The sequence below is a fragment of the Streptomyces sp. NPDC102278 genome (assembly GCF_044766345.1).
Classification (GTDB): domain Bacteria; phylum Actinomycetota; class Actinomycetes; order Streptomycetales; family Streptomycetaceae; genus Streptomyces.
Window position 1 is genome coordinate 973,954 of record NZ_JBIWLV010000001.1, and the last position, 20,028, is coordinate 993,981.

At 70.8% G+C, this 20,028-nt stretch carries 23 protein-coding genes and 4 tRNA genes; 8 read left to right on the forward strand and 19 right to left on the reverse strand.

Features of this window, described 5'->3' with window-relative positions; all coding sequences use genetic code 11:
• Positions 1–31: 31 nt before the first annotated feature.
• The 6 genes from ACIRO3_RS04500 to ACIRO3_RS04525 form a co-directional block, all read right to left on the reverse strand.
• Entirely contained in the window at positions 32–904 is an 873-nt protein-coding gene (locus ACIRO3_RS04500) for an LppX_LprAFG lipoprotein (protein ID WP_404132216.1), read from the reverse strand.
• A 207-nt stretch (positions 905–1,111) separates the two neighbouring features.
• Positions 1,112–1,840, reverse strand: coding sequence for a 50S ribosomal protein L1 (gene rplA / locus ACIRO3_RS04505; protein ID WP_053682631.1), 729 nt, complete (start codon positions 1,838–1,840; stop codon positions 1,112–1,114).
• Between the two features lie 91 nt (positions 1,841–1,931).
• A complete protein-coding gene (rplK, locus tag ACIRO3_RS04510) occupies positions 1,932–2,366 on the reverse strand; it encodes a 50S ribosomal protein L11 (protein ID WP_053682632.1) in 435 nt (144 codons plus the stop codon).
• A gap of 168 nt (positions 2,367–2,534) precedes the next feature.
• The gene (gene nusG, locus ACIRO3_RS04515) at positions 2,535–3,449 is read right to left on the reverse strand and encodes a transcription termination/antitermination protein NusG (protein ID WP_361779731.1); all 915 of its coding nucleotides are present in this window, start codon (positions 3,447–3,449) and stop codon (positions 2,535–2,537) included.
• An 84-nt stretch (positions 3,450–3,533) separates the two neighbouring features.
• Entirely contained in the window at positions 3,534–3,815 is a 282-nt protein-coding gene (gene secE / locus ACIRO3_RS04520) for a preprotein translocase subunit SecE (RefSeq protein WP_030298162.1), read from the reverse strand.
• A gap of 105 nt (positions 3,816–3,920) precedes the next feature.
• Positions 3,921–3,993, reverse strand: a tRNA-Trp gene (locus ACIRO3_RS04525).
• Positions 3,994–4,197: 204 nt separating this feature from the next.
• Here ACIRO3_RS04525 and ACIRO3_RS04530 point away from each other — a divergent pair.
• Both ACIRO3_RS04530 and ACIRO3_RS04535 read left to right on the forward strand, forming a co-directional pair.
• Positions 4,198–5,424, forward strand: a complete 1,227-nt coding sequence (locus ACIRO3_RS04530; protein ID WP_361779736.1) for a pyridoxal phosphate-dependent aminotransferase — start codon at positions 4,198–4,200, stop codon at positions 5,422–5,424.
• Positions 5,425–5,599: 175 nt separating this feature from the next.
• Positions 5,600–6,619: an adenosine deaminase gene (locus ACIRO3_RS04535; protein ID WP_361779738.1), complete on the forward strand. Its 1,020-nt coding sequence runs from the start codon at positions 5,600–5,602 to the stop codon at positions 6,617–6,619.
• Here ACIRO3_RS04535 and ACIRO3_RS04540 read toward each other — a convergent pair.
• The 4 genes from ACIRO3_RS04540 to ACIRO3_RS04555 form a co-directional block, all read right to left on the reverse strand.
• Positions 6,609–7,025, reverse strand: a complete 417-nt coding sequence (locus ACIRO3_RS04540; protein WP_361779741.1) for a hypothetical protein — start codon at positions 7,023–7,025, stop codon at positions 6,609–6,611. The two genes, ACIRO3_RS04535 and ACIRO3_RS04540, sit on opposite strands and share 11 nt — an antisense overlap.
• Before the next feature lie 15 nt (positions 7,026–7,040).
• The gene (locus tag ACIRO3_RS04545; RefSeq protein ID WP_404132222.1) at positions 7,041–8,189 is read right to left on the reverse strand and encodes a UDP-N-acetylmuramate dehydrogenase; all 1,149 of its coding nucleotides are present in this window, start codon (positions 8,187–8,189) and stop codon (positions 7,041–7,043) included.
• Positions 8,190–8,200: 11 nt separating this feature from the next.
• Positions 8,201–9,691: a DHA2 family efflux MFS transporter permease subunit gene (locus tag ACIRO3_RS04550; protein WP_404132225.1), complete on the reverse strand. Its 1,491-nt coding sequence runs from the start codon at positions 9,689–9,691 to the stop codon at positions 8,201–8,203.
• Positions 9,692–9,825: 134 nt separating this feature from the next.
• Positions 9,826–10,413 carry a TetR/AcrR family transcriptional regulator gene (locus ACIRO3_RS04555; RefSeq protein ID WP_404132227.1) on the reverse strand — a complete coding sequence of 196 codons (588 nt, stop codon included), beginning with the start codon at positions 10,411–10,413 and terminating at the stop codon, positions 9,826–9,828.
• Between the two features lie 90 nt (positions 10,414–10,503).
• Here ACIRO3_RS04555 and ACIRO3_RS04560 point away from each other — a divergent pair, with 90 nt between their 5' ends.
• The gene (locus ACIRO3_RS04560; RefSeq protein WP_404132230.1) at positions 10,504–11,052 is read left to right on the forward strand and encodes an NADPH-dependent FMN reductase; all 549 of its coding nucleotides are present in this window, start codon (positions 10,504–10,506) and stop codon (positions 11,050–11,052) included.
• Positions 11,053–11,126: 74 nt separating this feature from the next.
• Here ACIRO3_RS04560 and ACIRO3_RS04565 read toward each other — a convergent pair whose 3' ends face one another.
• The 5 genes from ACIRO3_RS04565 to ACIRO3_RS04585 form a co-directional block, all read right to left on the reverse strand.
• Positions 11,127–11,555, reverse strand: coding sequence for a MaoC family dehydratase (locus ACIRO3_RS04565; protein WP_361779753.1), 429 nt, complete (start codon positions 11,553–11,555; stop codon positions 11,127–11,129).
• 1 nt (position 11,556) lies between these two features.
• The gene (locus ACIRO3_RS04570; RefSeq protein ID WP_267796335.1) at positions 11,557–12,009 is read right to left on the reverse strand and encodes a MaoC family dehydratase N-terminal domain-containing protein; all 453 of its coding nucleotides are present in this window, start codon (positions 12,007–12,009) and stop codon (positions 11,557–11,559) included.
• A gap of 203 nt (positions 12,010–12,212) precedes the next feature.
• On the reverse strand, positions 12,213–12,377 hold the full coding sequence (rpmG, locus tag ACIRO3_RS04575; RefSeq protein WP_006604855.1) for a 50S ribosomal protein L33: 165 nt from the start codon (positions 12,375–12,377) through the stop codon (positions 12,213–12,215).
• Positions 12,378–12,466: 89 nt separating this feature from the next.
• A tRNA-Met gene (locus ACIRO3_RS04580) sits at positions 12,467–12,539 on the reverse strand.
• Between the two features lie 48 nt (positions 12,540–12,587).
• Positions 12,588–12,660: transfer RNA gene (locus ACIRO3_RS04585), tRNA-Thr, on the reverse strand.
• Positions 12,661–13,046: 386 nt separating this feature from the next.
• Here ACIRO3_RS04585 and ACIRO3_RS04590 point away from each other — a divergent pair.
• Together ACIRO3_RS04590 and ACIRO3_RS04595 are read left to right on the forward strand one after the other, a co-directional pair.
• Complete coding sequence (locus ACIRO3_RS04590; protein WP_404132234.1) at positions 13,047–14,369, forward strand: amidohydrolase family protein; 1,323 nt, start codon at positions 13,047–13,049, stop codon at positions 14,367–14,369.
• Between the two features lie 64 nt (positions 14,370–14,433).
• Positions 14,434–15,090: an NAD(P)H-binding protein gene (locus ACIRO3_RS04595; protein ID WP_361779761.1), complete on the forward strand. Its 657-nt coding sequence runs from the start codon at positions 14,434–14,436 to the stop codon at positions 15,088–15,090.
• A 76-nt stretch (positions 15,091–15,166) separates the two neighbouring features.
• Here ACIRO3_RS04595 and ACIRO3_RS04600 read toward each other — a convergent pair whose 3' ends face one another.
• Positions 15,167–15,607, reverse strand: a complete 441-nt coding sequence (locus ACIRO3_RS04600) for a DUF3574 domain-containing protein (protein ID WP_366149097.1) — start codon at positions 15,605–15,607, stop codon at positions 15,167–15,169.
• Between the two features lie 104 nt (positions 15,608–15,711).
• Between ACIRO3_RS04600 and ACIRO3_RS04605 the strand changes: the two genes are divergently transcribed.
• A complete protein-coding gene (locus ACIRO3_RS04605) occupies positions 15,712–16,209 on the forward strand; it encodes a hypothetical protein (RefSeq protein WP_365998797.1) in 498 nt (165 codons plus the stop codon).
• Positions 16,210–16,299: 90 nt separating this feature from the next.
• Here the strand turns inward: ACIRO3_RS04605 and ACIRO3_RS04610 are convergent.
• Positions 16,300–16,381 (reverse strand) — tRNA-Tyr (locus tag ACIRO3_RS04610).
• Positions 16,382–16,579: 198 nt separating this feature from the next.
• On the opposite strand from ACIRO3_RS04610, the gene ACIRO3_RS04615 reads away from it, so the two are divergent.
• Positions 16,580–17,068 carry a YajQ family cyclic di-GMP-binding protein gene (locus ACIRO3_RS04615; RefSeq protein WP_361779770.1) on the forward strand — a complete coding sequence of 163 codons (489 nt, stop codon included), beginning with the start codon at positions 16,580–16,582 and terminating at the stop codon, positions 17,066–17,068.
• A 231-nt stretch (positions 17,069–17,299) separates the two neighbouring features.
• Positions 17,300–18,823, forward strand: a complete 1,524-nt coding sequence (locus ACIRO3_RS04620; RefSeq protein ID WP_404132240.1) for a SulP family inorganic anion transporter — start codon at positions 17,300–17,302, stop codon at positions 18,821–18,823.
• Here ACIRO3_RS04620 and ACIRO3_RS04625 read toward each other — a convergent pair.
• Positions 18,747–19,139 carry a YccF domain-containing protein gene (locus ACIRO3_RS04625; protein WP_404132243.1) on the reverse strand — a complete coding sequence of 131 codons (393 nt, stop codon included), beginning with the start codon at positions 19,137–19,139 and terminating at the stop codon, positions 18,747–18,749. The two genes, ACIRO3_RS04620 and ACIRO3_RS04625, sit on opposite strands and share 77 nt — an antisense overlap.
• Positions 19,136–19,999: a zinc metalloprotease HtpX gene (htpX, locus tag ACIRO3_RS04630; RefSeq protein ID WP_266970183.1), complete on the reverse strand. Its 864-nt coding sequence runs from the start codon at positions 19,997–19,999 to the stop codon at positions 19,136–19,138. The genes ACIRO3_RS04625 and htpX overlap by 4 nt, the downstream gene beginning before the upstream one ends.
• Between the last annotated feature and the right edge of the window lie 29 nt (positions 20,000–20,028).

Consider the following 20,028-nt stretch of genomic DNA (forward strand, 5'->3'; position numbering starts at 1 on the left):
AGCCCGTACGCCGGGTTCGGGAGGGGGCCGATCAGCCCTGCCCGCCGCTGTCCTTCATCATCTGGCCGAGGTCCATGACCTGGTCGGCCGGCGGGGCGGTGATCTCGACCGGCTTGTTGTAGTCCAGGAACTTGATGGTCATGTCCATCGGGCCCTTGGTGGCGGTGCCACGGGTGCGGACCTGCTTGGTGTGGTCCTGCTCGTCGATCCACATGTCCAGGGTCAGGCTCTTGATGCCCTCGCCCTCCAGCGCCTTGAGGGACTTCTCCTGGCGCTCCTTTTCCTCGGGCGTCGCCGTCGCCAGCGAGGCCCGCATCTTCTCCAGCGGGACGGTGCCGACGAAGTGCCGCGTCTTCACGCCGTCGATGGTCTCGTCGCCGAGGGACTTGAGGTCCTGGGCCTTGAGCAGCGCGTCGGCCTGGTCGCTCGGGTTCTGGCCCGACTGCGAGGCCTGGCCGAGGTTCTCCATCTGCTTCGCGGTCTCGGGGTCCATCGCCTTGATGTCGAACTTCATCCACTTGCCCTCAGTGCCCATGTACATGGCACCGTCCAGCATGCGGATCTCGACCGACTCGGCGCCGCCCGTGGCACCGGGGGCCGCCATCTTCATGGCCATGGCCACGGTGGGCTTCATGCGCATGGAGGCTTCGCCGGAGACCTTCTCGCCCATGGCGGTCCCGGACATGGTGTAGCGGAGCGAGGTGATCTCCTCGGACTTCTTCTTCACCTTCTCCAGGTACGCGGCCGGCTTGACCTCGACGGCGGCCTTGGACGGCGCGGCGGCGGTCGAGGCGGCCGGCTTGGCCGCTCCGTCCTTCTTGCCGTCCTCACACGCCGTGGCCCCGCCCACGAGCAGTACGGCGGCCAGGACGGCGCCGGCGGTCTTCGTGCGGTGTACGAGCATGGAGTCCCCACCCCTGATGTGATTGTTTGATGAATTTCGACCCTACGTGGCGCGCTACACCGTCGTCGTCCGTATTTCACGCAATCCGCGCAGGTGTGGCGCGCGCCACAAGGGATCGGGCAAAGGAACGGGCCCCTCGGCTCCCGTGAGGGAGCCGAGGGGCCCGTTCCTTCGTTCAGCGAGCCCGAGGGCTCAGAGCCGTGACGCTCAGACCGCGGCCGGGTCTTCCTCGACGAGGAGGTTCCGGGTGCGGTTCGAGTCCAGCTGGATGCCGGGACCCATCGTGGTGCTCAGGGCGGCCTTCTTGATGTAGCGGCCCTTCGCGGCGGACGGCTTCAGACGAAGGATCTCGTCCAGGGCCGCGCCGTAGTTCTCGACGAGCTGCTCATCGGAGAAGGAGACCTTGCCGATGATGAAGTGCAGGTTCGAGTGCTTGTCGACGCGGAACTCGATCTTGCCACCCTTGATCTCGGTGACAGCCTTGGCGACGTCCATCGTGACGGTGCCGGTCTTCGGGTTCGGCATGAGGCCACGGGGACCGAGCACGCGGCCGAGGCGGCCGACCTTGCCCATGAGGTCCGGGGTGGCGACAACGGCGTCGAACTCGTTGAGGCGGTTGCCCTTGGCGATCTCGTTGATCAGCTCGTCGTCGCCGACGATGTCGGCGCCGGCGGCTTCCGCGGCCGCAGCACGGTCACCGGTCGCGAAGACCAGGACCCGGGCGGTCTTGCCGGTGCCGTGCGGGAGGTTCACGGTGCCGCGGACCATCTGGTCGGCCTTGCGCGGGTCTACACCCAGGCGGAAGGCGACCTCGACGGTGCTGTCGAACTTGGTGGCGGAGGTCTCCTTGGCGAGACGGACGGCCTCGAGCGGGGCGTACTGCTTCTCCCGGTCGACCTTGGCGTCCGCAGCGCGGAGAGTCTTGCTGCGCTTCACTTCTGCTCCTGTGTTGTGACTTCAGGCGTGGAGTCGTGGTGCGGACCAGCGCTTGGCCCTACCACTGGTGTTGCCGGGCGGTGTGGCTGAATCAGCCTTCGACCGTGATGCCCATCGAACGCGCGGTGCCGGCGATGATCTTCTCGGCCGCGTCGATGTCGTTGGCGTTCAGGTCGGGCATCTTGAGCGTGGCGATCTCGCGGACCTGGTCACGCGTCAGCTTCGCGACCTTGGTCTTGTGCGGCTCGCCGGAGCCCTTCTCCACGCCCGCGCTCTTCAGGATGAGGCGCGCGGCCGGCGGAGTCTTGGTGATGAAGGTGAAGGAACGGTCGTCGTAGACCGTGATCTCCACCGGCACGACCATGCCACGCTGCGACTCGGTCGCGGCGTTGTAGGCCTTGCAGAACTCCATGATGTTGACGCCGTGCTGACCGAGCGCGGGGCCGACCGGCGGAGCCGGGTTGGCCGCACCGGCCTTGATCTGGAGCTTGATAAGCCCCGTGATCTTCTTCTTCTTGGGAGGCATTGCTCTCTCCGGGTCCTAGTGAGAGTTTTCGCCGCCAACCGGTCATCCGGATGGAGGCATACCGCACCACGATAACGGGTATCGGTGCGAGGCTAAAAACCGAGCAGGTCAGACCACCCTTTTCGGGGCGATCTGACCTGATCGAAGCAGTTGCTCAGAGGAACGTGATCAGTTCTTCTGAATCTGGTCGAAGCTGAGCTCGACCGGGGTCTCGCGGCCGAAGATCTCGACGAGACCCTTGACCTTCTTCGAGTCCGGGTTGATCTCGTTGATCGTCGCCTGCAGCGTCGCGAACGGGCCGTCGGTGACGGTGACCGAGTCGCCGACCTCGAAGTCGAGGACCTCGATGGTGCGCTTGACGGCGGGCGCGGGCAGGCCGGCGGCCTCCGCTGCGGCCTTCTCGGCCTTCTCCTTGGCCTCCGGCGCGAGCATCTTGAGGATCTCGTCCAGGGTCAGCGGGTACGGGTCGTAGGCGTTGCCGACGAAGCCGGTGACACCGGGGGTGTTGCGGACGACGCCCCAGGACTCGTTCGTCAGATCCATGCGGACGAGAACGTAACCGGGCAGCTTGTTCTGCCGGACGTTCTTGCGCTCGCCGTTCTTGATCTGGACGATCTCTTCCTCGGGCACCTCGGCCTGGTAGATGAACTCCTCGACGTTCAGCGAGACGGCGCGCTGCTCCAGGTTCGCCTTCACGCGCTTCTCGTAGCCCGCGTAGGTGTGGATCACGTACCACTCGCCCGGCAGGGAGCGCAGCTCCTGGCGCAGGGCCTCGGTGGGGTCGACCGGTTCGGCGGGCTCGACCTCGGCGGCCTCTTCGGCCTCCGCGTCGTCCTCGGCCTCTTCGGCGTCCTCGTCGGTCTCGACGTCGTCGGTGGCCTCCACGGCCTCCGCGTCGTCCTCGGCCTGCGCGTCAACCTCGTCCTCGACGTGCAGCGCGGCCTCTTCGGCGGCGGCACCCGCCTCGGCGTCGGCGAGCTCGGCTTCGTCGGGGTCCACGGCGTCTGCAGCCTCGACGATGTCGAGCTCGTCCTCGACGGACTCGACGGAGTCGGGGCTCACGTTCAGGTTCGGGTCAGACACGGTGGCTGCTTCTTCCTGGATACAAAAGGTGGTCGAACATGCGAAAACGGGCGGCACCCATCAAGGCGCCGCCCTCCGCGGGGATCAGCCGAAGACGAACTTGATGGCTTCCTGGAACCCATAGTCAATCACGGTCACCAGACCGATCATGATGACGACGAAGACAATCACCACGGTGGTGTACGTCGTGAGTTGGTTGCGGGTCGGCCATACAACCTTGCGGAGTTCCGCGACGATCTGGCGGTAGAACAGCGCGAGCCGGCCCAGAGGGCCCTTCTTGCCGCGCTTGCCGCCCTTGCGGGCCTTCTTCTCGCGAGTGTCGTCCTCGGCGTCAGGCATGTCGATGGAGCCCAGGGCGTCCGTCACGTCTCTCACCTGAATCCGGGTCGTGGCCGTAGCCGCGCCCGGTTGCGCCGCACGGCGTTGCATCGAAGTACGTACCTGCGCACACATCCGAGAAGGAGTGTGGAGCAGGGCCGGAGGGACTCGAACCCCCAACCGCTGGTTTTGGAGACCAGTGCTCTACCAATTGAGCTACGACCCTTTGCGTTCCCCAACCTACCGCATCCGAGCGAGTGCACGGAGTGCGCACGCTTTGGAGCTGTCGGCGAGGTCCAACGACAGGTGAGCATACGTGCTCCTGGCCCTGACGTCGAACAGAAGCCGCCGGGGAGGGCGTCCGGATCTCGTTCGTCCGGTAACTGAAACGTTGTGCGGCGCTTCTGGGCCGTCTGGGACGATTGGACCCATGACCTCTGCAACGCCTTCCTCCGAGCGCCGGGTGTCCGCCCGTATCGGCGCCATTTCCGAGTCCGCCACCCTCGCCGTGGACGCCAAGGCCAAGGCCCTCAAGGCCGCCGGGCGCCCGGTGATCGGTTTCGGTGCGGGCGAGCCCGACTTCCCGACGCCGGACTACATCGTCGAGGCCGCCGTCGAGGCCTGCCGCAACCCGAAGAACCACCGCTACACGCCGGCCGGCGGTCTGCCCGAGCTGAAGGCCGCGATCGCCGCGAAGACCCTGCGCGACTCCGGCTACGAGGTCGACGCCTCCCAGATCCTGGTGACCAACGGCGGCAAGCAGGCGATCTACGAGGCGTTCGCGGCCATCCTCGACCCGGGCGACGAGGTCATCGTCCCGGCTCCGTACTGGACGACCTACCCGGAGTCGATCCGTCTCGCGGGCGGCGTCCCGGTCGAGGTCGTCGCCGACGAGACCTCCGGTTACCGGGTCTCGGTCGAGCAGCTGGAGGCCGCGCGCACCGAGCGCACCAAGGTCGTCCTCTTCGTCTCCCCCTCCAACCCGACGGGGGCCGTCTACTCCGAGGCCGACGCCGAGGCGATCGGCCGCTGGGCCGCCGAGAAGGGCCTGTGGGTCCTGACGGACGAGATCTACGAGCACCTGGTCTACGGGGACGCGAAGTTCGTCTCGCTCCCGGCGATCGTCCCCGAGCTGGCCGACAAGTGCATCATCGTCAACGGCGTCGCCAAGACGTACGCGATGACGGGCTGGCGGGTGGGCTGGATCATCGGCCCGAAGGACGTCGTGAAGGCCGCCACCAACCTTCAGTCCCACGCCACCTCCAACGTGTCCAACGTGGCCCAGGTCGCCGCGCTGGCCGCCGTGTCCGGCAACCTGGACGCGGTCCACGAGATGCGCACGGCCTTCGACCGCCGCCGCCAGACGATCGTGCGGATGCTGAACGAGATCGACGGCGTGTTCTGCCCGACCCCCGAGGGCGCCTTCTACGTGTACCCGTCGGTCAAGGACGTGCTCGGCAAGGAGATCCGCGGCAAGCGCCCGCAGACCTCCGTCGAGCTGGCCGCGCTGATCCTCGACGAGGCTGAGGTCGCGGTCGTCCCGGGCGAGGCCTTCGGCACCCCGGGTTACCTCCGTCTGTCGTACGCCCTGGGCGACGAGGACCTGGTGGAGGGCGTGTCCCGGATCCAGAAGCTGCTGGCGGAGGCCAAGGCCTAGTCCTGCGGGGCTATCCGAGCGGTTCACGAGCGGCGGTTCCCCGGTCCGGGGGGCCGCCGCTCGGGCGTCCGGCGGGGTCCGCGGCCGTCCGGCGGGGTCCGCTCGCGCGTTCGAGCAAGCCCCCGATAGGTAAAACGCCCTCCCGCTCGGCGCGGGATTGCGGCAGGATCACCGGATGGAGCACGTACGCGATCTCACGCTTCTGCCGAAAGCCCACCTCCACCTGCACTTCACCGGCTCGATGCGGCCGTCGACCCTGCTGGAGCTCGCCGACAAGTACGGCGTGCGCCTGCCCGAGGCGCTGACCGGTGGCGAGCCGCCCAAGCTGCGGGCCACCGACGAGCGGGGCTGGTTCCGCTTCCAGCGGCTCTACGACACCGCCCGGTCCTGTCTGCGCGAGCCCGACGACATCCGCCGGCTGGTGCGGGAGGCCGCCGAGGAGGACGTGCGGGACGGCAGTGGCTGGCTGGAGATCCAGGTGGACCCCACCTCCTACGCCCCGCTCCTCGGCGGGATGATCCCGGCCGTCGAGATCATCCTGGACGCCGTGGACGCGGCCTCCCGGGAGACCGGCCTGGGAATGCGGGTGATCATCGCGGCCAACCGGATGAAGCATCCCCTGGACGCCCGAACGCTGGCCCGCCTCGCCGTCCGGTACGCCGATCGCGGCGTCGTCGGCTTCGGTCTGTCCAACGACGAACGCCGCGGCATGGCCCGTGATTTCGACCGGGCCTTCGCCATCGCCCGCGAGGGCGGCCTGCTGGCGGCCCCGCACGGCGGCGAGCTGACCGGCCCCGCCTCGGTACGGGACTGCCTGGACGACCTCGATGCCTCGCGCATCGGGCACGGCGTGCGGGCGGCCGAGGATCCGCGGCTGCTGAAGCGGCTCGCGGACCGGCAGATCACCTGTGAGGTCTGCCCGGCGTCCAACGTGGCCCTGGGTGTCTACGAGCGCCCCGAGGACGTGCCGTTGCGCGCGCTCTTCGAGGCGGGGGTGCCGATGGCGCTGGGGGCGGACGACCCGCTGCTGTTCGGGTCCCGGCTGGCGGCCCAGTACGAGATCGCGCGGCGCCACCACGGCTTCACGGACGCGGAGTTGGCGGAGCTGGCCCGGCAGTCGGTGCGCGGCTCGGCCGCGCCGGAGGACGTACAGGGGAAGCTGCTGGCGGGGATCGACCACTGGCTCACCGGGTGAGCCGCAGGTCTCCCTCGTAGCAGTCGGCCCGGACCCGGTCGCCGTCCACGAAGCCGATCTCCAGGTGGGTGCGTCCGGTCTCGGGAACGGCGTACTCGGCCACGGTGGCGACGGTCTCGCCGAGGTGGCGCAGGAAGGGGTGGTCGCCGAGGTCCTCGCCGACCTCGATGCGGCCCCACTCCCCCATGTCGTAGGGCGCGTGCGGGGATTCCGACTCGACGATGAGGCACCAGTCGGACCCGGTGGTGATGCGGGTGGACTCGCCCTCGTTGTCGATCAGCCACACGTCGAGCGGTGCCTCGGAGCGCTCGCCCTCGTAGACGTGCCAGGACGCGACGACGCTGCTGATCGTGCGTCCCACCAGCCGGGTGGGGTCCGTACCGGCACCGTGCAGGGGGCATTGCATGGCGGCCGGGGCTCCTCAGATGCTGACGCCGACCGTCACCGGTTCGTTGACCAGGGTGACGCCGAAGGCCGCGTGGACGCCCGCGACGACCTCGCGGGCCAGGGTGAGGAGGTCCTCGGTGGTGGCCTCGCCGCGGTTGGTGAGGGCGAGGGTGTGCTTGGTGGAGATGCGGGCGGGGCCGGTGCCGTAGCCCTTGGTGAAGCCGGCCTTGTCGATCAGCCAGGCCGCGCTGGTCTTCGTGCGGCCGTCGCCCGCGGGGTAGGCGGGCGGGGCGGTCTCGGCGCCGAGGCGGTCCTGGACGCGGGCGAGGAAGGCGGCGTAGGCCTCGTCGGTCAGGATCGGGTTGTGGAAGAACGAGCCGGCCGACCAGGTGTCGTGGTCGGTGGGGTCGAGGACCATGCCCTTGCCGGCGCGCAGGCGCAGCACGGTCTCGCGGGCGGTGGTGGCCGGGACGCGGTCGCCGGCCTCCACGCCGAGGGCGCGGGCGGTCTCGGGGTACTTGATCGGCGCGGACAGGCCGCCGGCGTCTTCGAGGGCGAAGCGCACGCGCAGGACCACGTAGCGGTCGGGCTGGTCCTTGAAGGTGCTGTGGCGGTAGCGGAACCCGCAGGCGTCGGCGGGGAGGGTGACCGTTTCGCCGGTGGTGCGGTCGTAGGCGACGACCTCGGTGACGGTGTCGCGGACCTCCTGGCCGTACGCCCCGACGTTCTGGATGGGTGTGGCGCCGGCGGAGCCGGGGATCCCGGCGAGGCACTCGATGCCGGCGAGGCCGGCGTCGACGGTGCGGGCGACCGCGTCGCTCCAGTTCTCGCCGGCGGCGAGTTCCAGGTGCGTGCCGTCGAGCGCGAACCCGGTGGTCGCGATGCGCAGGGCGGTGCCGGCGAATCCCCGGTCGCCGATGACCAGGTTGCTGCCGCCGCCGATGATCAGCAGTGGGGTGCCGCTCTCGTCTGCGGCGCGGACGGCGGCGATCACCTCGGCGTCGGTGGTCGCGGTGACCAGGCGGGCCGCGGGGCCGCCGAGGCGGAAGGTGGTCAGCGGGGCGAGGGGGGCGTCGTGGAGTTCCTGCACGTGGACAAGAGTACGGTCCGTCCCCCTCGCATCCCTGCGGGGCCACGGACCGTACCGGTTCTTCCCCCGTGTCGGCGGGGTGTCCGCCGACACGGGGTTCGGCCTCAGCCGGCGGCGGGCACCTTGGCCGGGGCCGGGGCGGCGGCTTCGGGGCTCGCGGGGGCGGCGGGGTGCTCCTGGTCCCGGGTCCTGGGCTTCGGCGGGAGCAGGAGGGCGAAGCCGGCGGCGAGGGCGACGGCGATCGCGCCGATCCACAGGGCGGGGATGGTGCCGTCGGTGAAGGCCTGCGGGCTCTCGTAGCCGCCCTGGGCGGAGAAGACCGAGGCCAGGACGGCGACTCCGAGGGCGCCGCCCACCTCGCGCAGCGCGGTGTTGGTGCCGGAGGCCTTGCCCTGGTCGGCGGGGGCCACGGTGGACATCAGCACGTTGGCGGCGGGGGCGAAGTACAGGGCCATGCCGATGCCGCTGAGGATCAGGGCGGGGAGTTGGGCGGCGTAGGAGACGTCGGCGCTGAGGATCACCGCGAACCAGCCGAGTCCGAGGGCCTGGAACGCCAGTCCGGCGGCGACGACCGGTCGGCCCCCTATCCGGTCGGAGAGGATGCCCGCGATCGGCGCGACGATCATCGGCATGCCGGTCCAGGGGAGCATGCGCAGTCCGGCCTCGGTGGGCGAGTAACCGGCGACGCCCTGGAGGAACTGGGCGAGCAGGAAGATCGAGCCGAACATGCCGAGGAACATCAGCAGGGAGGCCACGTTGATCCCGAGGAAGCCCCGGTTGCGGAAGAGCCGCATGGGGAGCATGGGGTTCGCGTGGCGGATGCCGTGGCGGATGAAGGCCCCGACGAGCGCACTGCCGACGATCAGGCCGGTGAGCACGGGGGCGCTGGTCCAGCCCTCGGCGTTGGCGTTGACCAGGGCGTAGACGATCCCGAAGAGGCCGCCGCTGATGAGGATCGTGCCGGGGACGTCGAGGCGGGAGTCGGGGGCGGTGGACTCGGCGAGCCGCAATCGGGCGAGGGGGATCAGGGCGAGGCCGATGGGCACGTTGAGCCAGAAGATCCACTGCCAGGAGATGTGCTCGGTGAGGCTGCCGCCGATGAGGGGGCCGCTGGCGACGGCGAGGCCGGTGACGGCTCCGTAGATGCCGAGGGCCATGCCGCGCCGGGCGGCCGGGACGGCGGCGGTGAGGAGGGTGAGGGTGAGCGGCATCATGATCGCGGCGCCCACGCCCTGGACGGCTCGGGCGGCGATCAGCTCGTCTATGCCGGGTGAGAGGGCCGCGGCGGCGGAGGCGCCGGTGAAGATCGAGAGTCCGACGATGAACAGCCGGCGGCGGCCGAAGCGGTCACCGAGGGCGGAGCCGAACATGAGGAGCACGGCGAAGGTGAGCGTGTAGGCGTTCACCGTCCACTCCAGGTCCTCCAGCTTGCCGCCGAGGTCCTCGCGGATCGCGGGCAGGGCGGTGGTGACGACGAGGTTGTCGAGGGCGGCCATGAAGCTGGCGACGCCGGTGAGGACGAGGGCCCAGACTGCGGGTCCCTTGAGCCTGGTGTCGGCGCTCGTGTCGCCGGGTGCGGTGCCTTGCCTGTCCACGTTTCCCCCTACTGATGCTGTTTGTTAGTTATTGCTGACTAACTTCCGTGCCCACACGACCGCCCGGACGGCGGCGCGCGGTGGACCGGCGGATACCCCGCCGGTGACCCCGCCGACGACTCGGCCGGTCGCCGCTACACGCTCGTACGGACGTCCGACCCGGGGTCGCCCGCCTCCTCGTCCAGGAGGCGGCATCCCTCCCAGACGCGGTGCTCGGACGGGAAGCCCAGGGCGGCGAGGGTGTTGATGAGCATCCCGTGCGCGATGAAGCCGGCGGTCTGGTCGGCGTCGCCGCCGATCGCCGCCTGCACGGTGTCCCACAGGCGCATCCAGCCGGCCCTGACCATCTCCCCGAACTCCGACTCCCCCGCGGCCTCGGCGGCCGCGACGGCCACGTTCGACTGGAGTTGCATCAGGAGCTTGTCGGGGTGCTCGGCGATGAGCCGCCTGTACGTCTGCGCCATGGCCTTGAGCGCCTCGTCGCCGCCGAGGCCCTCGGAGGCCTCCTCGAAGGCGAGCCGGATGTCCTCGGTGCAGCGGGCGACGGCTTCGATGAAGATCGCCTGCTTGCTCGGGAACAGCCGGAACAGGTACGGCTGGGAGACGCCCACCCGTTTGGCGATCGTCTCGGTGGAGGTGCCGTGGTAGCCGCCCCGCGCGAACTCGTGCATCGCCGCGCGAATGACGCTCTCGCGCCGCTCGTCCGCGCTCATCCTTGCCATACGATTAAGTTAGTACTCAATCACTAACTTCGTCAACGCCCGGCGGGGGCCGACTCCCCGGGTCCGCCTGCCGGCCGTAGCATCACGCCCGTGACCCGAACCCCGCACCTCGTCCTGATCAGCGGGAGCACCCGCGCCGGTTCCACCAACACCTCGGTGATCCTGACGGTTCCCGAGGTCCTCGGGGAGGCGGTGCGCACCACGCCCTACCTCGACCTGGCGAAGCTCCCGCACTTCAATCCGGACGACGACGTCGAACCCCTGCCGGCCGAGGTCGTGCGGCTGCGCGAGCTGATCGCGCGGGCGGACGCGCTGCTGTTCTGCACGCCGGAGTACGCGGGCGATCTTCCGGGCTCGTTCAAGAACCTGCTGGACTGGACGGTCGGCGGCGTCGAGATCGTGGACAAGCCGGTCGGCTGGATCAACGCGTCCTCGTCCCCGACGGGCGCCGCCGGGGCCCATCGGGCGTTGCGCACGGTCCTCGGCTACACGGGGGCGAGCGTCGTGGAGGAGGCCTGCGCACGGGTACCGGTACCCCGGGCCGTGGTGGACGGGGGGACGGGGACGATCACCGACCCGGCCGTCCGCGAGGCGGTCGCGCAGGCGGCCCGCCGGCTGCTCGCCGCGGTCCCCCGGTAGGACGTCCGCCGGGGGGCGCGCGACCGTCGGGCCCGGGCGCGGCGGCCCCGGCCCGACGGTCGCGGGCGCCGGCCTCAGGCCAGTCGGACCACCGCGCGCGACATGCCCAGGACCTTCTGCCCCGCGCTCATCGCCGTCAGGTCCACCCGGACCCGGTTGTCGTCCAGCTTCGCCGCCACCTTGGCGGTGACCTCGATCAGCGCGCCGGGGTCCTCGTTCGGGACGACGACCGGCTTGGTGAAGCGCACCCCGTACTCGAGGACCGCGCCCGGGTCGCCCAGCCAGTCGGTGACCACGCGGATCGCCTCGGCCATGGTGAACATGCCGTGCGCGATCACGTCCGGCAGCCCGACCTCCTTGGCGAACTTCTCGTTCCAGTGGATCGGGTTGAAGTCACCGGAGGCGCCCGCGTACCGCACGAGCGTGGCGCGCGTCACGGGGAAGGAACCCGCCGGGAGTTCGGTGCCGACCTCCACGTCGGCGTACTGGATCTGCGCGGTCATCTCAGGCCTCCTGGGGAGCGCGGGACACGAGCTTGGTCCACGCCGTCACCACGTGCTCGCCGGAGGCGTCGTGGACCTCGCCCCGAATGTCGATGATGTCGTTGCCCGCGAGGGACTTCACGGCCTCGATGGTGGAGGTCACGGAGAGCCGGTCGCCCGCCCGCACGGGCCGGACGTACGCGAACTTCTGGTCACCGTGCACGACGCGGCTGTAGTCCAGGCCCAGCTGCGGGTCCTCGATGACCTGGCTCGCCGCCTGGAAGGTGATGGCGAACACGAAGGTCGGCGGCGCGATCACGTCCTGGTGACCGAGCGCCTTCGCGGCTTCGGGGTCGGTGTAGACGGGATTCTCGTCACCCACGGCGACGGCGAATTCGCGGATCTTCTCCCGGCCGACCTCGTACGGATCGGTGGGCGGGTAGCTCCGCCCCACGAAGGTCTGGTCGAGGGCCATGGCTCACTACCTCCTGTTGAGGGACATGAAAGTCACGAGAAACACACGTCACGGATCGCCGGCCACGGCCCGTCGGACGCGGGAACGCCGCGTACGGGGACAGCGCGGCACCGGAAGGATCCGGACGCGGAAACGACACGAGGCCGCCCCCCGATGAAAGGGGACGGCCTCGTGACGGTGCCTGTATTCGAGACTCGCCAGGATCAGCGGGTCTCGCGGTGCGCGGTGTGCGAGTTGCAACGCGGGCAGTGCTTCTTCATCTCAAGTCGGTCCGGGTCGTTACGCCGGTTCTTCTTGGTGATGTAGTTCCGCTCCTTGCACTCCACGCAGGCCAGCGTGATCTTCGGGCGGACGTCGGTGGCAGCCACGTGAGTGCTCCTTGACGGACAATTGGGACGGATGAACGCATACAAGAGTAGCCGACCGGGAGACCGACCCCGCAATCGGCTACTGTGTGTAGCGGCGACCGGACTTGAACCGGTGACACAGCGATTATGAGCCGCTTGCTCTACCGACTGAGCTACGCCGCTTTGATGTGATCGACCCCCCACCCGAGGGTGGGGAACCTCTCTCACCAGAGCCCCAATGCGGAATCGAACCGCAGACCTTCTCCTTACCATGGAGACGCTCTACCGACTGAGCTATTGGGGCGAGCGATGAAGACATTACACGGTTGCCCGCCGATCGCCCAAATCCTTTGCGGGGACCGGGCTCCGAGGGGCTTCGGTCCGGATTCCCGATCGACCCGCACCTCCCTCCAGCCCCTGTTTTTCCCGGAGTTTCGGTCCGAATGTGGGCGAGGTCACACGGCCCGCACCGGCCGTCCGGCCCCGATCTCACGCTCTGTGCATCCCGACCGCCCCTTTCACCGCCGGCGCACGCCGGGGATCCGTCCCGGGGCACCACACCGGTACGACTATTTCGCTCCTCCGCGAACCGGAGAGCCCCGCGCCCTAGGCTCTGAGCACGCTGCGTGATCTTGGGCCGCGGGCCGAGGCCACGGACCCGGGAACCGCCCGAGCCACCGCAGGAGCGCGATGTCCGACAGCCCGCCGCAGCAGCCGTCCCACTCCCCGCACGGCGGCCGGGGCGAGGGCGGCGGCCATGGGCCCGCACACGGCCCCCGGAGCCACGCGGGTGGTCCCGTCGCCGGGCCCGACCCCACCACCCTGCTGCTCGCCGGCGCCCGCCTCACGGACGGCCGCACCGTCGACGTCCGGCTGGGCGGGGGCGGCCGCATCCAGGCCGTGGGGACCCCCGGGAGCCTGCCGGCCCCCGCGCTCGCCCGTGTCGACCTCAGCGGGTACCTGCTGCTGCCGGCCCCCGCCGAGCCGCACGCGCACGGCGACACCGCGCTGACCGCGGACGGGGAGGGACCCGTCTCCCACGCCGCCGACGAGGTGCAGCGCCGGGCCACCGAGGCGGCGCTGCTCCAGCTCGGGCACGGCGCCACCGCCCTGCGCTCCCACGTACGGATCGGCGACGTCCACGGGCTCGGCCCGATGGAGGCCGTGCTCCAGGCCCGCCGCTCGCTGCGCGGCCTCACCGACCTGACCACCGTCGCCGTGCCCCGGCTGTTGACCGGTGTCGCCGGGGCGGACGGGCTCGCCATGCTCCGCGACGCCGTCAAGATGGGGGCCTCCGTGATCGGCGGCTGCCCGGACCTCGACCCCGACCCCACCGGCTTCGTCGAGGCCGTCCTGGAACTCGCCGCCGAGCACGGCTGCCCCGTGGACCTGCACACGGACGGGGACGATCCGGCGCGGCTGGCCCGGCTCGCCGCCATGGCCGGCGGGCTGCGCCCGGGCGTCGGCATCGGCCCCTGCGGCGGCCTGTCCCGGCTCCCGCTGGACGTGGCGTCCCGCGCCGCCGACCGGCTGGCCGCGGCCGGCGTACGGGTCACCTGCCTGCCCCAGGGGGACTGCGCGGCCCTGGAGCGGCGCGGCCTGCGCACCGCGCCGGTCCGGCTGCTGCGTGCCGCCGGGGTCCTGGTCGCGGCCGGGAGCGGGGCCCTGCGCGACGCCGGCAACCCGGTGGGTCGGGGCGACCCGCTCGAAGCGGCGTACCTGTTGGCCTCCCAGGGCGGGCTGCGTCCGGCCGAGGCCTACGAGGCGGTCAGCACGGCCGCCCGCGAGGCCATGGGCATGCCCGAGGTGCGGGTGGAGGCGGGCTTCCCGGCGGAGCTGCTCGCCGTGCGCGGGGACCGGATCGCCGGGGTGCTCTCGCTGGCCTACAGCCGGATCGTGATCCACCGGGGGCGCGTCGTAGCCCGGACGAGTGCCGTACGGGAGTACTGCGACTCGGCGGTCGCGGTGGCCCTGGACCTGCCCCGGCAGGGGCGTACGGAGCACGGTCCCTGAGTCGCGAGGGCCGTTCGCCGCCGCTTCGCGGGCGCGGGCGCCCCGCTCGACGTACGGTCGGGGCATGCGCATCGTCATCGCGGGTGGACACGGTCGGATCGCGCTGCGGCTGGAGCGACTGCTCCGCGCGCGCGGGTACGAGGTCGCGGGCATCATCCGCGACCCGGAACAGGGCGACGACCTGCGGGACGCGGGGGCCGAACCGGTGCTCTGCGACCTGGAGTCGGCGACCGTCGAGCACGTGGCGGGAATCCTCCAGGGCGCCGACGTCGCCGTCTTCGCGGCCGGAGCGGGAGCGGGCAGCGGCGTCGAACGCAAGGACACCGTGGACCGGGCCGCGGCGGTCCTCTTCGCCGACGCGGCCGAACGGGCCCGCGTGCGGCGCTTCCTGATGGTCTCCTCGATGGGCGCCGACGCCCGCCACGACGGCGACGAGGTCTTCGACCACTACCTGCGCGCCAAGGGCGAGGCCGACGACCACCTCCGCACCCGGCTGGGCCTGGAGTGGACGATCCTGCGCCCGGGCGCGCTCACCGATCACGCCGGTACGGGCCTGGTCCGCCTGGAGGCCGACACGGGCCGGGGGTCGGTCCCGCTCGACGACGTGGCGGCGGTCCTCGCGGAGCTGATCGAGACCCCGGCGACGGCCGGGCTGGTCCTGGAACTGCTCTCGGGTTCCACCCCGGTCTCGGTGGCCGTGAAGGACGTGGCGGGCAACTGACGGGGCGGGCAACGGTCGTGCCGGGCAACTGTCGTGGGGCCCGGAGAACGGGCCTCGACCCCGGGCCGCGGGCGGTTCAGAACGCGGCGCTGACCTTGTCGTCCGAACGGCCCACCGAGTCCTGCAGGAACCGGTGCTCGTACGCCCGCCGGATCCGCTCGACGCTCGCGCCGCGCTCCTGCGCCTCCTTCTCGGGATAGAGCAACACCACCTCGTACGAGGTCTCGTGGACGATCCGGCCGTCCTGGCCGCGGCGTTGCCCGTGCCCGTGGTGGACGGTGAGCCCCTCGGGGAAGGCCGGGGTGATCTCGCGGTCCAGGAAACGGGTGAACTCCCCCTCCCCTACCGGTTCCCGGCCGCCCGGGCGCTCGCTGCCGAAGTACAGCCGCGTCTCCTGGTAGGGCTCCCCCACGTGGGTGTCCAGCGCCGCCCCGACCAGGGCCGGGATGCCGGCGCCGAGCAGGGCGAGCAGGACGCCGCCCCCGACCTTGCCTCGTGTGTCCGATGTCCAATGCACGCCCCTTGAACGACGCGACGCCCCCCATCGGTGCGCAGCGGGCGCCCGATAGGGTCACTGCGGATTCGGCCGGGAGGACGGTCGTACGAGGCACCGGGGTGGGCATGGGAGACGGCGACTGGCGGATCGGCGCGGCGGAGGGGGCCCGGCTCGCCGCCCGGTGGTGGAAGTGGGCCCTGTCCGCGCCGGAGGACCGGAGCCCCGTCGGTGACACCACGGGACGCAACGCCGGGTGGCGCCAGCCCGAGGACCTCTGGTTCCTCGCCGGGACGCACGGCGGCCGTGTGGTGCGCCGGTGTGCGGTCCCGAGCGACCGCAGGTTGTTCTTCCCGGTGTTGAACACCCAGCGGGCGGCTGTCCCGTTCGTCACCAGGCCGTGGATTCCGACCGTGGCGCGGGCGCGGGCGGCCCTGAACAGCGTGCCGCTGACGCTGGACGAGTTCTCCTCGAAGCCGTTCCAGTCCCTGGGGATACCCCGGGTCGCGTGGGGCCTGTGGTGCGGACTCGGCCCGCTCCCGGCGGGTCAGTACGTCCTGGAGATCGCGGCGTCCGCGACGAACGGCTTCTGGGTCGACATCACGTACCACCTGACGGTGGAGTGAGGGCCTGGCCGATGGGCGGAGCCGATGGGCGGGCCGGCCGGGGAACGAAGAAGGCCCCCGTTCACTGGGTGAACGGGGGCCTCTCTCGCGTGGCGGCGCCAGGGTTCGAACCTGGGTAGGCTGAGCCGGCAGATTTACAGTCTGCTCCCTTTGGCCACTCGGGCACACCGCCAAGAGATTGCCGTTTTTCCGCCTTGCGGCGGCGCTCCGTGGCAACGACGTAAACAATACCCGATGGCCGGGGGTGCTTCGCCACAGGATTGATCAGCGCCGCACGTGGGCGCGGTGGCTAGGCTTTGCGGAGCGGGCCGGGGTCGTCCGGCCGCGCCCTCCGGGGCACAACACAGCCGACTTCAAGGAGCCACAGCACATGGCCGACTCCAGTTTCGACATCGTCTCGAAGGTCGAGCGGCAGGAGGTCGACAACGCCCTCAACCAGGCCGCCAAGGAGCTCTCCCAGCGTTACGACTTCAAGGGGACGGGCGCGTCGATCGCCTGGTCCGGCGAGAAGATCCTGATGGAGGCGAACTCCGAGGAGCGCGTGAAGGCCGTCCTCGACGTCTTCGAGACCAAGCTCGTCAAGCGCGGGATCTCGCTCAAGGCCCTGGACGCCGGTGAGCCGCAGCTGTCCGGCAAGGAGTACAAGATCTTCGCGACGATCGAGGAGGGCATCTCCCAGGAGAACGCCAAGAAGGTCGCGAAGATCATCCGTGACGAGGGCCCCAAGGGCGTCAAGGCCCAGGTCCAGGGCGAGGAGCTGCGCGTCAGCTCCAAGAGCCGCGACGACCTCCAGACCATCCAGGCCCTGCTCAAGGGCAAGGACCTGGAGTTCGCGATCCAGTTCGTGAACTACCGCTGATCGTTCGCATCGGCGATCACGCTTGGCCGTGATCACGTGAGCCCGTCCACGAGCCCGTCCGCCCCTGCGGACGGGCTCGCGGCCGTCCGGGCTCCCGGCGGGTGGTGGACCGCGCGTGTGCGGGGCGTGTGCGGCGCACGCGCCACCTCGGGCTCCTGTGGTCACTGGGCGTGGGCCGGTGCGCCCTCCACGCTGGTGAGGACCATCCACCACGTGGCAGGGGGTTCTCGCATGCCTGGGGCCGGTACGTTTCGCGAAGACTTCGGGGCGTCCGTCGTCGTCGCGCTCGTCGCGCTGCCGCTCTGTGTGGGCGTCGCCGTCGCCTCCGGGGTGCCGGCTGAACTCGGCATCGTCACCGGGGTGGTCGGCGGCCTGGTCACCGGCTGGTTCCGGGGAAGTGCGCTCCAGGTCAGCGGCCCGGCCGCGGGGCTGACCGTACTCGTCTACGAGGCCGTGCGGGCGTACGGTCTGCCCGCGCTCGGGGTGTTGGTGGTGGCCGCGGGGCTGTTGCAGCTCGCCATGGGGGCGCTCCGGCTCGGGCGGTGGTTCCGGGCGGTCTCCGTCGCCGTGGTGCAGGGGATGCTGGCCGGGATCGGGCTCGTGCTGATCGCCGGTCAGTTGTACGCGTTGGGCGGGGTCCGGGCTCCCGGGCAGACCCTCGCGAAGCTGGGCGGGGTGCACGTGCTCGGGTCGCAGGCCGATTGGGCCGCCGTGGCGCTCGGGGCCGGGACCGTCGCCGTGATGGTGGCCTGGCGTCGCGCGCCGGCCCGGATCCGGCTCGTGCCGGGGGCGCTCGTCGGGGTGGTGGCGGCGACCGCCGCGGCCTCGTTGTTGCGGCTCCCGGTGGACCGGGTGCGGGTGACGGGGGTGCTGGAGGCGGTGGCCCTGCCGACCGTGGGCGATTTCGGGGTGCTGTTGTCCGTGGGGGCCGGCGGAACCGTGGTGGCGCTCGCGCTGATCGCGTCCGCCGAGACCCTGTTCAGCGCGGCGGCCGTCGACCGCATGCACGACGGGCCGCGCACGCACTACGACCGGGAGCTGGTGGCCCAGGGCGTCGGGAACGTCGCCTGCGGGTTGCTGGGGGCGCTGCCGATGACGGCGGTGATCGTGCGCAGCGCCGCGAACGTGGAGGCGGGGGCGCGGACCCGGGCCGCGCGGGTGATGCACGGGGGGTGGCTGCTGTTGTTCGCCGTGGCCCTGCCGCGGGTGCTGGAGGTGGTGCCGCTCGCGGCGCCGGCCGGGGTGTTGCTGCACGCCGGGTGGAAGCTGCTGCCGGCCAGGGCGGTGGCGGCGTTGTGGCGCTCGCACCGGGGCGAGGCCGTGGTGCTGGTGGTGACCGCGTCCGCGATCGTGGCGACCAACCTGTTCGAGGGGGTGTTGATCGGCTTGGGGCTCGCCGTGGCCAAGGCGGCCTGGGAGACCTCCCACGTGCACCTGGAGGAGGTGTGGGAGGAGGACGTGCTGTGTGTCCGGGTGGTGGGGAACGCCAACTTCCTGCGGCTGCCGAAGCTGTTGGATTCCCTGGACGCGCTGCCGTCCGGGCAGAGCGTCCGGCTGGACCTCGACGGGCTGCGGCACCTCGACCACGCCTGCCTGACGGCCCTCGAAGGCTGGGAGCGGGCCCGTACCCGTACGCCGCTCCCCGGGCGGGAGGGCGTCGTCCAGGGCGTCGAAGGCGTCACCGGGAGGCGAAGGGGGCGTCGGTCGGGACGATCTCGCGGCCCAGCGGGAGCAGGGAGAGCGGGACCATCTTGAAGTTGGCGATGCCGAAGGGGATGCCGATGATCGTGACGCAGAGCGCGATGCCGGTGACGATGTGGCCGAGGGCCAGCCACCAGCCCGCCAGGACCAGCCACAGGACGTTGCCGACGCAGGAGCCGGCTCCGGAGTCGTGGCGTTCGACGGTGGTGTAGCCGAAGGGCCACAGCGCGTACACCGCGATGCGGAAGGCGGCGATGCCGAAGGGGATGCCGATGATGGTGACGCAGAGGATCACACCCGCGAGGCAGTAGCCGAGGAACAGCCAGACGCCGCTGAGTACGAGCCAGATCACGTTCAGGATTGTCTTCACTGCGTACGGCCTGCCATCTGTTCGAGCCGGGCGATGCGCTCGGCCATCGGGGGGTGCGTCGAGAACATCCTCGACAGTCCCTCACCGGGGCGGAAGGGGTTGGCGATCATCATGTGGCTCGCCGTCTCCAGGCGTGGTTCCGGGGGCAGCGGAAGCTGCTTGGTGCCGGCGTCCAGTTTGCGCAGGGCGCTCGCCAGGGCGAGCGGGTCGCCGGTGAGCTGGGCTCCGGAGGCGTCGGCCTCGTACTCGCGCGAGCGGCTGATGGCGAGCTGGATCACGGACGCGGCCAGCGGGCCGAGGATCATGATCAGCAGCATGCCGAACAGGCCGGGTCCCTCGTCGTCGTTCGAGCGGCCGATGGGGATCAGCCAGGCGAAGTTGACCAGGAACATGATCACGGAGGCGAGTGCTCCGGCGACGGAGGAGATGAGGATGTCGCGGTTGTAGACGTGGCTCAGCTCGTGGCCGATGACCCCGCGCAGCTCGCGTTCGTCGAGGATGCGCAGGATGCCCTCGGTGCAGCAGACCGCGGCGTTGCGCGGGTTGCGGCCGGTGGCGAAGGCGTTGGGGGCCTCGGTCGGCGAGATGTAGAGCCGGGGCATGGGTTGGCGCGCGGACGTGGAGAGCTCGCGGACCATGCGGTACAGCTCGGGGGCCTCGAACTCGCTGACGGGGCGGGCGCGCATCGCGCGTAGAGCCAGCTTGTCGCTGTTCCAGTACGCGTACGCGTTCGTCCCGAGGGCGATGAGGACGGCGACGATCAGGCCGCCCCGCCCGAAGAAACTTCCGATGACGATGATGAGTGCGGACAGCCCGCCGAGGAGTACGGCGGTCTTCAGCCCGTTGTGCCGGCGGTGCACGGTACGCCCTCCAAGTGGTGCGGCAGGGG